Raw genomic sequence first — 12763 nt, 5'->3', positions numbered from 1 at the left:
ATTGCAACCGTTTGTTTAAATCTGATATATCTAACGGCACGTCGGTCGGATATTTCCCTCCGTTTTGCCGGCGTAAACACAACATAATCTGATTAAAAGCGCTTATTACGGAGTGCAGCTCTATGAAAAAATTATTTAAACTTTCTCTTGTCGCCGGTATCGCTCTGGCTTCATTAAATGCCCATGCCGAAGAAAAATTCATTACTATCGGAACTGGCGGTCAAACCGGCGTGTATTATGTGGTCGGACAGTCTATTTGTCAGTTAGTGAACCGGGATACGGCTAAAACCGGCGTGAAATGTAATGCGCCCTCAACCGGTGCTTCGGTGGCGAACCTGAATGCTATCGCCGATCATCAAATGGATATGGGAATCGCACAGTCCGACTGGCAATATCATGCCTATAACGGTTCAAGTTCTTTTGAAGGCAAGAGAAACGAGAAATTACGTGCCGTTTTCTCACTTCATCCGGAACCGTTTACATTAATGGTGCGCGATGATTCCGGTATTCAGTCTTTTGACGATTTAAAAGGCAAACGTGTGAATGTGGGGGATCCGGGTTCCGGTACCCGCGCGACCATGAATGTGATTTTGGCGGCAAAGGGCTGGACCAATAAAAATTTCAAAGTGGCGTCCGAATTAAAACCGGCGGAAATGGCCTCCGTCATGTGCGATAACAACTTGGATGCGATTACCTATAACGTCGGTCATCCGAACGGTGCGCTGAAGGAAGCGGCGGCTTCCTGCGATTCTCATCTGGTTCCGGTAACGGGCGATGCGATCGACAAATTGGTGGCTGATCATTCCTACTATGCGAAAGCCGTCATTCCGGGCGGTTTATATAAAGGTACGGATAATCCGGTGGACACTTTCGGGGTGTATGCGACGTTAGTCACCTCCGAAGATGTGGAGGCGGATAAAGTTTATGCGGTAGTGAAGGCAGTGTTTGATAATTTTGACCGTTTCAAACGTTTGCATCCGGCTTTTGCCAACTTGAAGCAGGAAGAGATGATCACCAACGCGTTATCCGCACCTTTGCATGAAGGTGCCGTCCGTTATTACAAGGAACGTGGCTGGATTAAATAAAATCTCTCGTTTTTTTAACCGCACTTTTTCTTGATTTCGGCGCGCTGCGCGTAAGAATATCAACGTAAAAGTGCGGTCGTTTTTTTGTTATTTTTCTCCTGATCATCCGGATTTGTCCGAGAGGAGAATTAGCTTGGAAGGAATCCGTCTATGGCAATAAATGCATCAGAAAAAAAACCAATCGATTATGATGACTTGCAGGACATGGTTGCGTCAAATGATGCCGGAGGGCGTACGCCGCACGGTCTTGCCAAAAAAATCATTGTCGTCACCGCCATTTTGTGGTCTGTTTTTCAACTTTATTATACTTCGCCGGTGCCTTATTGGTTGCAGGAAGTGTTAACCCATCACGGTTGGGACATCAACGTCGTGGTGGACGACACCAAAGCGCGTTCCGTTCATTTGGCGTTTGCCTTGTTTCTTGCCTATCTGTCGTTTCCGGCGTTTGCCGGCTCGCCTAAGCAGCACATACCGACGCTTGACTGGATTTTCGCAGTGGGCGGCGCTTTTTTAGGGGCCTATTATCTGTTTTTCTACGAAGGTTTGGTGAAACGCTTCGGTGCGCCGAACCTGCAGGATATTATTGCGGGATGTTGCGGTGTCTTGTTATTACTGGAAGCCACCCGACGCAGTTTGGGCTTGCCGTTAGTAGTGATTGCCGTCGTATTTTTACTGTATAACTTTTTCGGGCAGTATTTACCGACGGATTGGATTATCAGCCATCGTTCCGGTTCATTGTCCCAAATTGTGAACCAGCAATGGATTACCACGGAAGGCGTATTCGGCGTGGCCTTGGGGGTATCGACCAAATATGTGTTTCTGTTCGTGCTGTTCGGCGCCTTATTGGACAAAGCGGGGGCAGGTAACTATTTCATTAAAACCGCTTTTGCTTATCTCGGACATTTAAACGGCGGACCGGCAAAAGCGGCGGTCGTTTCTTCCGCGTTAACCGGCCTGGTTTCGGGTTCTTCCATCGCCAATGTGGTGACAACCGGGACGTTCACTATTCCTATGATGAAACGGGTCGGGTTTACCCCGGAAAAAGCCGGTGCCGTCGAGGTGGCTTCTTCGGTGAACGGTCAGCTTATGCCGCCGGTTATGGGGGCGGCCGCATTCCTGATGATCGAATATGTCAATATGCCTTACAGCGAATTAATCGTTCATGCTTTTTTACCGGCATTTATTTCGTATTTGGCGTTGGTTTATATTGTACACCTTGAAGCCTGTAAAATGGGGCTGAAAGGATTGCCGAGAACGGATCCGCCGAAACCTTTGCTGATGGTATTGATTCGGATATTAGCGTCGTTTCTGGTGATCTGCATAACTTATTTTATTCTGGAATTTTGCTTCGGTTGGATCAAACGTGCCGTGCCTGATTTTTCTTTCCTGATTGTCAGCGTATTATTGTGTGCGGCGTATTTGTTGCTGATTCGTCGCGTCGCCCGCTTTCCGGATTTAGAGCCGGATGATCCGAATTCCAAAATAGCCGCTTTGCCGTCCGTGAAACCGACGGTTAACGCCGGACTGCATTATTTGCTACCGGTAGTGGTGTTGATGTGGTGTTTAATGATTGAACGCATGTCGCCGGGGTTATCCGCTTTCTGGGGAATTCTGGCGTTAGGTATGATTTTGGTGACGCAACGTCCGTTGCTTAGCCTGTTCCGAAAAAGTGACGAAAATCTGACCGCACTTTTGCGGCAAGGATTACAGGAACTGATCGACGGATTGGAAACCGGTGCGCGTAATATGATTGGTATCGGGATTGCCACCGCTACCGCCGGTATTATCGTCGGTGCGGTGTCGCTGACCGGATTCGGCGTACAACTGGCGAGTATTATCGAATACCTGTCCATGGGCAATATTTTGCTGATGTTAATTTTAGTTGCGGTGTTCAGTCTGATTCTCGGCATGGGATTGCCGACCACGGCGAATTATATCGTAGTATCTTCGTTAATGGCGTTGGTGATTATCGAGGTGGGTAAACAAAACGGACTTATCGTGCCGCTTATTGCCGTGCATTTATTTGTATTTTATTTCGGAATCATGGCGGACGTAACACCGCCCGTAGGACTGGCATCGTTTGCGGCGGCGGCCATTTCCGGCGGTAGCCCGATTAAAACGGGCGTTAACGCTTTTTATTATAGTCTACGCACCGCCGTGCTACCGTTCCTGTTTATTTTCAATACGGATTTATTGCTGATCGATGTGGGTTGGGCGAAAGGCATGTTGGTTTTTGCGGTGGCGATTATCGGAATTATGGCGTTTACCGCCGCCAGTATGGGATATTTTTTCCGTTTCAATAAACGTTGGGAAGCGTTGGCACTGTTATTCGCTGCGTTCATGCTGTTTCGGCCGGACTATTTTATGCAGTATATTTCGCCGACGGAGCGTTATATCGAACCGGTGAAATTGGTACAGGAAATCGGACAAACGCCGGTAGGACAAAATCTCACCATTAAAGTGGCGGGTGTGAATCCTTACGGTAAACCGATCGAATTCTATTCCCAACTCAGTGTGCCGGAAGGTAAAACCAGTGAGGAACGATTGGAAAATCTCGGTTTAACTTTGTTGGATACCGGTGAAAAAATTGAAGTTAACGGTATTGAAACGCCGAAAATCCTGATTGATAATGTCACCATTGATTCACCGGCTGCAAAAGCCGGCCTGAACTGGGATCAAACCATTATCGAAGTGGCGGTGCCGCAAAATTCCTTAGCCAAAGAGTGGATGTTTATTCCGGCCTTGCTATTGATTTTAGCGATTGCTTGGAACCAGCGTCGTCGTCCGGAATAGGAGATAAAAATGTATAAAAATTTACTGATAGCCATTGATTTAAATAATCTCGCGAGTGCGAAATATGTGGTCGATACTTGTTTGCAACTGACGGCGAACGAGGTTAATCCCGTGTATCGGGTGGTCACGATTATCGAACCTGTGGACGACAGTTTTATTTCCGCTTTTTTGCCGAAGAATTTTGATAAATCGGTGATGGAAGAAGCCTGCAAAGCTCTGCATGCCTTTACCGAAGCCAGTTTCCCGGCAGGAGCGAAAGTACAGCATATTGTGGCGCACGGTACGATTTATGAAGAAATCAACCGTATTGCGGAAGAGAAAAAGGTGGACCTCATCGTAATGCTTGCCAGCAGTAAACCTAATGCGCTAGGGCTCAGTACCAATACGGTGAAAGTGGCGCGGTTTTCGGATAAGCCGGTGTTGGTTTTGCGTTAGTCCGGGTACGGTCGAAAATTTATACGGATTTCCGACCGCACTTTTTATCGATTTTCATCAGAAATTTTCGATAAGCCGAGTTTAAAAGGAAATGTTCATGAGCAAAATAGCGAAATTTATCCTGTGGGCGGGATTGTCGTTAACGGCATTGTCGGCGCAGGCGAGAGACGGGGTGACAATCGGTACGGGAGGACAAACGGGCGTCTATTATGTGGCGGGGCAGTCCATTTGTCAGTTGGTGAACCGGCATACTGACTTTGCCTGCAAAGCGCCGTCTACCGGCGCATCGTTAGCCAATTTGGACGCCATTGCCGAACAATCGCTGGACATGGGGATTGTGCAGTCGGATTGGCAATATCATGCCTATCACGGTTCGGATGCGTTTGCCGGCAAAGCCAACCCGAAACTACGTGCGGTATTTTCCCTGCATGCGGAACCGTTCACCGTAATGGCGCGTGACGATGCTGAAATCACGATGTTCGACGACATCAGAGGTAAACGGGTAAATATCGGCGATGAGGGCTCCGGCACGCGCGCCACTATGAACGTTATTATGCGAATGAAAAATTGGACGAACGATGATTTCCGTATGCTTACGGAATTACAGCCGGGCGAGCTTGCCGAAGTGATTTGCCGCAATCATCTGGATGTGATTACTTACAGCGCGGGTAATCCGAACGGTACCTTCAAAGAAGCCGCCAACGAATGCGAAACCCATTTAGTGCCGGTTACCGGCGCTGAAATCGATAAGCTGGTGGCGGAGTATCCCTATTATGCCAAGGCTGTTATTCCGGCTAAAACCTATAAAGGCACGGATAAGCCGGTGGAGACCTTCGGTGTTTATGCTACGCTGGTGACGTCGGAAGATGTGGATGCGGATAAAGTTTATGCGGTAGTGAAAGCCGTGTTTGACAATTTCGACCGTTTCAAACGTACCCATCCGGTGTTTGCTCATCTCAGCCGGGAAGAGATGATTCGCAATGCCTTGTCGGCACCGTTACACCAAGGGGCCGAGCGTTATTATCGCGAACAGGGTTGGCTAAAATAATTCTGACGCTATAATGTCAGGCATTTTTATCACAATCGTGTTTTTCCGTGGGAAAGACACGATTTTACTTTTTCATCATATATGGCATTAATTGAATATCATCCTCCTAAAACGCCTTATTTGGATATCATTCACCATGATAATCACATTCTGGTCGTGAACAAGCCCAGCGGGTTATTGTCCGTGCCGGGCAATCAGCCGCAATATTATGACAGCGCCATGAGCCGCGTGAAGGAAAAATACGGATTCTGCGAACCCGCTCATCGGCTGGATATGGCTACCAGCGGTATTATTCTGTTTGCCATGAGCAAACTGGCGGACAGCGAACTGAAACGCCAGTTTCGCGAACGGCAAACGGAAAAGTTTTACCAGGCCGTGGTGTGGGGACATCCTAAACAGGATAGCGGTACGGTGAATCTGCCGCTGATTTGTGATTGGGAAAACCGCCCCCGTCAGCGCATAGATTTCAACGCAGGCAAAAGCGCGGTCACAAAATTTGAAGTTTTAGAACGCCTGCCTAATAACAGCACGCGGCTGAAGTTAACGCCGATTACCGGGCGTTCCCACCAGCTGCGATTGCATATGCTGGCATTAGGTCATCCTATTTTAGGTGATAAATTCTACGCCCATCCGCAGGCGAAAGCCATGGCGCCACGTTTATATCTGCATGCGGAAAGCCTGACGATTACACATCCCGTCACGGGCGAGGCGATGACTTTCCGTTGTCCCGCGGATTTTTAACTGCATGCGGACGGTTTAAAAACCCAACCGCCGAAGTTGTGCGATGACGGCGTCCGTTTGAATCTGCGCCATCAGATTGGGCGTTTTCAGCTTGGTTGCCCAAGGTAATTCGGCGGAAGGTTTGCCGAATTCTTTCCGGGCGTTTTGTTCGTAAACGGAAACCACGTTCGCTAAATTACGGTAAGGTCCTGTGCGCCAAGGGTTGTGATAGGCGTATAAACCGATAACCGGCGTGTCTGTCATAGTGGCGATGTGTGCCGGTCCGCTATCCGGCGCGATAAGCACATCCGCCAGTCCGATCAGCGCAACCAATTCCGCCAATGTGGTTTGTCCGCAAATATTGGTCGGCTGAAAATCGCAAAGTGCGGTGATTTTTTCCGTCATTTTGATTTCACGAGGTGCCGGCGAACCGCAAAGCACCACGTGCAGATTATGAGAATGAGCATAATTCGCTACCGCCGCGTACCCTTCCGCCAGCCAGTCTTTTTCCGCTTTACTTGAACAAGGTGCGATAACCAGATTTTTTTGATTTGCGCTCAAAAACGACCGCGCTTTTTCCTTGGCTTGTGACGGCAGAATTAATGACCAACGGGGCGTAAACGGCGGCACACCGATTTCCTGCGCGAACGCCATAAAGCCGTCGAGTACGTGGGGATTTTGCGGATCCCGGATACGGCGGTCTACAAAAAATTGTTGTCCTTCCCGGCTGCGTTTTTCACCAAAACCGATTTTATATTTTGCTTTAATACCCAAGGACAGTATGGACGCCCGCAATGCGGTTTGCATATTGAGTAGGGCATCAAATCTTTGGTTTTTCAGCTTTTTCCATAATGTAAACACTCCCTTCCAGCCGCTTTTTTTATCATACACTTCGAAATGGATACCTGTCGTGACAGCGGATAATAAGGCATTTTCCGCTTTACCGACGATCCAAGTGATGTTGCATTTCGGATAAAAGCGTTGAATTTCCTGTACCACGGCTAAAGCGTGAGTGACATCGCCGATAGCGGAAAGGCGCAGGATACAAAGGGAAGCGGGCGGATTCGCGGAAGTGAATAACGGTTTATGGAGCATACGGATTCCTAATGTTTTGCGGTTGGCGGTTATTTTAAAGTAGAATAACGCGATATGCTACAAGGAGTTGAAAATGCTCGAGATTAGACAAAATCATTGTTTTTATCTGTTTAATTGGGACGAACCCCGTCAGGATCAAACCCGTTTCTTTTCCCCCGAATTTTGGCGGCGGCAGGGACGTATCTCGGGGACGGCACAAGGGCGGGGAATTACGTGGTTTCTGCAGACCGTCGATTTGTTCGGCGTCAATGCCGCTTTGCGTCATTATTATCGCGGCGGTTTATGGGGAAAAATCAATCGGGATCGTTATACTTTCACATCCTTAGAGAATACACGCAGTTTTGCCGAATTTCGCTTACTGTCGCGTCTTCATCAGGCGGGAATGCCTGTGCCGAAGCCATTGGCGGCAAAAGTGGAAAAACTGTCGTTGGGCGGCTATCGTGCGGATATTTTGACGGAAAAGGTTGAAAATGCCCGTGATTTGACCGCACTTTTGCAAACCGAAAATTTGTCGGATGAGGCATGGCGACAAATCGGGAAACTGATTCGTCGTCTGCATGATTTGCAGATTTGTCATACGGACTTAAATGCGCACAATATTCTGGTTCAGCAGGTTAAAGAGCAGGAAAAATATTGGTTGTTGGACTTTGATAAGTGCGGTGAAAAATCAGGTGATTTTTGGAAAGCGCAAAATTTGGCGCGGTTGAAGCGTTCTTTTTTGAAAGAAGCGGCACGAATGGGGATTCGTTTCACCGAAGGGGACTGGAAAAACTTACTGAAAGGGTATCAAAATTGAATCCTTTCAGGCATTAAAAAACTCTACCGCGCAGGTAGAGTCTTAGAATTCGTCTGATCGAAGATTAGCCGTTAACTTCGTCTTTTAATGCTTTACCTGCTACGAATGCAGGGGCTTTTGATGCAGCGATTTTGATTTCTGCGCCGGTTTGCGGGTTACGACCGATACGTGCTTTACGTTCGTTCACTTTGAATGTACCAAAGCCGATTAATTGCACTGCATCACCTTTTTTCAAGCTTGCTGTGATTGCATCTAAAGTTGCTTCTAATGCTGCTTTTGCATCTTTTTTGGTTAAGCTTGCCGCACTTGCAATAGCATCAATTAAATCCGTTTTGTTCATAAATGTGTACCTTCTTTATTGTATTTGAACTTAGTTCTTTACCCGATTGAGAGTAAAGTCTTAACATTAAGTTATAACTGTTTGAACAGCAAGCATAGCTTAATCTAACTTTTCCCGAAAGCAAAGCGTAATTATGCAAAATTTTGTAAATTTTTTAGATTTTAATCCCGATATTTGAAACTCCGGTAATCCTAATTTCATTTTTCAGGTCTAAAATTACATGAATATCGCGTTCTTCACATTCGTTTAAGGTTCGGTAGATTTGCCATTGCACATCCAACTCGTCTGTAATTTCGACCGCATTTTTTAAATCTTGTTCATTAAAATTTCGATTTTCTTGCGTTTCCAGCATGGTAATGACGGTTTGAATAGACAACTGACTGATGCGAACCGCATGTTCCAGACAAAAGCCCGCGATCAGACCGTGCAGCAGTTCGGATAATGCTTCGCAGGCATCCAACGCGGGTACGATACCGAAAAATTCGTACTCATTCACATCGGGAATGATATTTTCTAATTTTTCCAGTTGATTTTCGAAATTAATTTTCGCACTTTTTACGGTGAGGAATTCCCACACCAGATTCAGAATATTTTGGTAAACTTTTGCATTTGCCTGTTGTTCGGTAACCTGACAGAACAACTGGTAATTAGGGTACATGCGTTCGCACAGACACGCCATAAAAGTGAGGTGTTGCCAGCTTTCAAAATGTTCCAGACGTTTATGAATCGGGTTTCTCATGATAATTCCTTATTTGTGATAAGCTTTGGAATATTCATGAACGGCATCCACGAAAATTTTCGGGTTTTCCACCGGCACATCCTGATGAATGCCGTGTCCTAAATTGAATACATGCCCGCTGCCGTTACCAAAATCCGCCAAAATCGACCGCACTTCCTGCCGAATACGTGCCGGCCGGGCATATAATACCGACGGGTCCATATTGCCCTGCAATGCTACTTTGTGACCGATTTTGGCTTTCGCTTCAGCTAAGTTGACCGTCCAATCCACACCGACGGCGTCACAACCGCTGTTTGCAATTTGTTCCAGCCACAGTCCGCCGCCTTTGGTGAAGAGGGTAATCGGTACTTTGCGTCCGTCGTTTTCGCGGATTAAACCGGCGACAATTTTTTGCATGTATTGCAGCGAGAAATCCGGATAGTCACGATGAGCCAGTACGCCGCCCCAGGTGTCGAAAATCATCACTGCCTGAGCGCCGGCTTTAATTTGGGCGTTCAGATATAAAATCACCGCATCGCTGACTTTATCCAATAATTTGTGTAAGGTTTGCGGATCAGCGTACATCATCTTTTTAATTTTAGTGAAGGCTTTGCTGGAACCGCCTTCCACCATGTAAGTAGCTAATGTCCACGGGCTGCCGGAAAAGCCGATTAACGGCACTTCGCCTTGCAATTCGCGACGAATGGTACGCACCGCGTTCATTACATATTGCAATTCCGTTTCGGGATCGGGTATCGGCAGATTTTCCACCATGGCGGCATTTTCGACGGGTCGGGCGAATTTCGGCCCTTCGCCGGCACCGAAGCTTAATCCGAGTCCCATCGCATCCGGCACGGTTAAAATATCGGAAAATAAAATGGCGGCATCCAAATCGTAACGACGCAACGGCTGTAACGTGACTTCACAGGCGAGTTCCGCATTGCGGCACAGCGACATAAAATCGCCCGCTTGCGCACGGGTAGCTTTGTATTCCGGCAGATAACGCCCGGCCTGACGCATCATCCATACCGGCGTGTAATCTACGGGTTCGCGCAGTAAGGCTCGGAGATAACGATCGTTTTTCAATTGGCTCATGCTGTTTCCTTCAAAATTTTCAAAAAAATGACCGCACTTTGCGGCAAAGTGCGGTCATTATAAAGGGAATTTTGAGGGTTGGCGATCTTATTCTTGCATTTACGCCTGACGGCAGATGTTTAACGTTGCGTTGATTAATTTTAACGCAATCGTTCCTTCCGGCGGGAGTTCGGGCAAGGGTTGATCACAATGGAACCAGCGGGCGTCGTTCAGTTCGTCCTCCTGCAAACGGATTTCTCCGCTGTCGTAATCCGCCAGAAAACCTACCATTTGTGAATTCGGGAAAGCCCAAGGCTGGCTACCGAAATAACGGATATTTTTTACTTTCAAACCGGTTTCTTCAAAGACTTCCCGTTCTACGGTTTGTTCGAAGCTTTCACCGATTTCCACAAACCCCGCCAATGTGGTGTACATGCCCGAACCGCCGTTTTTCGGCATGTGGCGGGTGTGATTTGCCAATAATATTTCTTTTCCTCTGCGCACGGCGACGATAATGGACGGGCAAATAACAGGATAAGTTCGGTAACCGCAGGCGTCATTTTGACATTGAACCGCCCATTCGTCGCGAGCCATTTCGGTTTGGTGACCGCATTTGCCGCAACGTCGGTGGGTTTTCAGGAAATAATTCAATTCCACTCCGCGGTTGAGCAGATAGAATTTTTCTTCGGGCAGACGCAGTAGCGAACGTAAAGCCGTCCATTCCCGTTGTTCGGCGGGATCTTCTTTCACCACGAATAAGGGATAGCCCTCCCATTCGCCGATTCGGGCGGCGTTACGATGAGTTAAATTTAACGATTCTGCCGTGCCGAAAGGTAAATTGTTATCGGGGAAATAAATATCCTGATTTACATGAATCAGCCAGAATCCACAATCCTGTATTTGAATAGCGTTCATAAAATCCTCATAAAACTGACCGCACTTTTTGAATTTCGGCGGGTATAAACGGGTATTTGTCTTGGGTAAAAGGTTGCGGCGGCAATCGTCCGTCGTCATTTATCCGGCAACTTTTACGGAAGATCAACAAATCGGACTATTATAGCCCTATTTTCATTCCGACTGAATCCTTTCAAATTTATTGGTGCTTAAATTTTAAATAAATATTATAATTGTTAAAAATTTGTTTAATTTATCTTTAATAGGAAACTTTATGAAAAATATTGTAATTGTCGGAGGCGGCGCCGGCGGATTAGAGCTGGCGACTTTCTTAGGGCATAAGCTGGGGCGTAAAAACCGCGCCAATGTTACTTTGGTGGATCGCAATCAAACCCATCTGTGGAAGCCGTTACTGCACGAGGTGGCAACCGGTGTGTTGGATGCGGAAACCGATGCCGTAAGCTATCGCGCCCATGCGTTTAATCATCATTTCAATTTCGAACAGGGTTCCATTGCACGGATAGACCGCACCAACAAATATGTGGAATTGGCGCCGGTTTACGGCAAAGAGGGCGATATGATCGTAGTGGCGCGTCGTATTCCTTACGATTACTTGGTGCTGGCTATCGGCAGTAAATCCAATGATTTTAAAACCAAAGGAGTGGCGGAAAACTGCATTTTCCTGGATTCGCCGGATCAGGCATTACGTTTCCAGCACAAAATGTTGGAATTATTCCTGAAGTTTTCCGAAAATAACGCTTTGGCGGAAATCGGCGAAGACGACAGCAAACAGTCTTTGGTTCAGGAAGGTAAAGTTAATATCGCAATCGTGGGCGGCGGCGCTACCGGCGTAGAATTATCCGCCGAACTGTTCAACGCTACCCGGCACTTGTCATCTTACGGTTACGGCAAAATCGACGCAGGGCATTTGCGGGTGACCCTGATTGAGGCGGGCGACCGTTTATTGCCGGCATTACCGCAACGCATTTCCGATTCGGTGCGTAAAGAACTGGAAGAATTAGGCATTACGGTGAAAACCGACACCATGATTACTGAAGCTACTAAAAACAGTTTGCTGACCAAAGACGGGGAAGAAATCAAAGCGGATTTAATGGTTTGGGCAGCGGGCGTACGGGTGTCCGCGATCACTCAGCAATTTGACGGCCTAGAATTAAACCGCATTAATCAAATCTGTGTCAAAAACAGTTTACAGACCACGGTGGACGACAGCATTTTCGCTATCGGCGATTGTGCGTTCCTGCTGCAAAAAGACGGCACACCCGTGCCGCCGCGAGGTCAGGCTGCGAACCAGATGGCAACGGTATGCGGACAAAATATTGTGGCGTTGTTCGATAATAAGCCGTTGAAAAATTTCAGTTATTTCGATAAAGGTTCATTAGTGTCCTTATCTAAATTCACCGCGTTAGGGAACATTACTACGGGCAAGAAAACCTCTATGACTATAGAAGGACGTCTGGCGCGGTTGGCGTATATTTCCCTGTATCGCCTGCATCAGCAAAAATTACACGGCTGTTTTAAAACCGGGCTAATCATTCTTATCGGACGTTTAAACCGTTTTATTCGTCCGTCGTTGAAACTGTATTAATTGACGTTGAAAACCGACCGCACTTTTATTGGCGTGCCATTTTTCGAAGTATGAAAAAAGTGCGGTTAAATTTTTGCTAATTTCTTGACGAATAAGGCTTTCGGGCGTATTATGCGCTCGATTTTTCTACTAGAGGACACACACTTTGGACAGTCACAG

12 protein-coding genes are annotated in these 12763 nt (G+C 47.1%); 7 read left to right on the top strand and 5 right to left on the bottom strand.

All coding sequences use genetic code 11. The features are described 5' to 3' along the window. Nucleotides 1-122 precede the first annotated feature (122 nt). From ASUC_RS10295 to rluA, 5 genes are all read left to right on the top strand, one after another. Nucleotides 123-1085 (top strand): TAXI family TRAP transporter solute-binding subunit, encoded by a 963-nt coding sequence (locus ASUC_RS10295; protein ID WP_012073715.1) that lies wholly within the window; start codon nt 123-125, stop codon nt 1083-1085. A 150-nt stretch (nt 1086-1235) separates the two neighbouring features. Then, entirely contained in the window at nt 1236-3878 is a 2643-nt protein-coding gene (locus ASUC_RS10290) for a TRAP transporter permease (protein ID WP_012073714.1), read from the top strand. Between the two features lie 9 nt (nt 3879-3887). Next, nucleotides 3888-4313, top strand: a complete 426-nt coding sequence (locus ASUC_RS10285; RefSeq protein WP_012073713.1) for a universal stress protein — start codon at nt 3888-3890, stop codon at nt 4311-4313. A 97-nt stretch (nt 4314-4410) separates the two neighbouring features. Further along, a complete protein-coding gene (locus ASUC_RS10280) occupies nt 4411-5361 on the top strand; it encodes a TAXI family TRAP transporter solute-binding subunit (RefSeq protein ID WP_012073712.1) in 951 nt (316 codons plus the stop codon). A gap of 81 nt (nt 5362-5442) precedes the next feature. Then, a complete protein-coding gene (gene rluA / locus ASUC_RS10275; protein ID WP_012073711.1) occupies nt 5443-6102 on the top strand; it encodes a bifunctional tRNA pseudouridine(32) synthase/23S rRNA pseudouridine(746) synthase RluA in 660 nt (219 codons plus the stop codon). A gap of 15 nt (nt 6103-6117) precedes the next feature. Here rluA and ASUC_RS10270 read toward each other — a convergent pair whose 3' ends face one another. Next, nucleotides 6118-7176 carry a glycosyltransferase family 9 protein gene (locus tag ASUC_RS10270; RefSeq protein WP_012073710.1) on the bottom strand — a complete coding sequence of 353 codons (1059 nt, stop codon included), beginning with the start codon at nt 7174-7176 and terminating at the stop codon, nt 6118-6120. A 73-nt stretch (nt 7177-7249) separates the two neighbouring features. Between ASUC_RS10270 and ASUC_RS10265 the strand changes: the two genes are divergently transcribed. Further along, nucleotides 7250-7972 (top strand): 3-deoxy-D-manno-octulosonic acid kinase, encoded by a 723-nt coding sequence (locus ASUC_RS10265; protein ID WP_012073709.1) that lies wholly within the window; start codon nt 7250-7252, stop codon nt 7970-7972. A 64-nt stretch (nt 7973-8036) separates the two neighbouring features. Here the strand turns inward: ASUC_RS10265 and ASUC_RS10260 are convergent, their stop codons facing one another. The 4 genes from ASUC_RS10260 to nudC form a co-directional block, all read right to left on the bottom strand. Further along, on the bottom strand, nt 8037-8312 hold the full coding sequence (locus ASUC_RS10260) for an HU family DNA-binding protein (protein WP_012073708.1): 276 nt from the start codon (nt 8310-8312) through the stop codon (nt 8037-8039). Between the two features lie 154 nt (nt 8313-8466). Continuing rightward, entirely contained in the window at nt 8467-9051 is a 585-nt protein-coding gene (locus ASUC_RS10255; RefSeq protein WP_012073707.1) for a YjaG family protein, read from the bottom strand. 9 nt (nt 9052-9060) lie between these two features. Continuing rightward, on the bottom strand, nt 9061-10125 hold the full coding sequence (gene hemE / locus ASUC_RS10250) for a uroporphyrinogen decarboxylase (protein WP_012073706.1): 1065 nt from the start codon (nt 10123-10125) through the stop codon (nt 9061-9063). Between the two features lie 99 nt (nt 10126-10224). Further along, nucleotides 10225-11019, bottom strand: coding sequence for an NAD(+) diphosphatase (gene nudC / locus ASUC_RS10245; protein WP_012073705.1), 795 nt, complete (start codon nt 11017-11019; stop codon nt 10225-10227). A gap of 253 nt (nt 11020-11272) precedes the next feature. Between nudC and ASUC_RS10240 the strand changes: the two genes are divergently transcribed. Then, nucleotides 11273-12604 (top strand): NAD(P)/FAD-dependent oxidoreductase, encoded by a 1332-nt coding sequence (locus ASUC_RS10240; protein ID WP_012073704.1) that lies wholly within the window; start codon nt 11273-11275, stop codon nt 12602-12604. The last annotated feature ends 159 nt before the right edge of the window (nt 12605-12763 follow it).

The sequence above is a fragment of the Actinobacillus succinogenes 130Z genome (genome assembly GCF_000017245.1).
In the GTDB taxonomy this organism is placed as follows: domain Bacteria; phylum Pseudomonadota; class Gammaproteobacteria; order Enterobacterales; family Pasteurellaceae; genus Exercitatus; species Exercitatus succinogenes.
The sequence above is the reverse complement of the archived record's forward strand: the minus strand, read 5'-3'. Positions and strand labels throughout refer to the sequence as shown.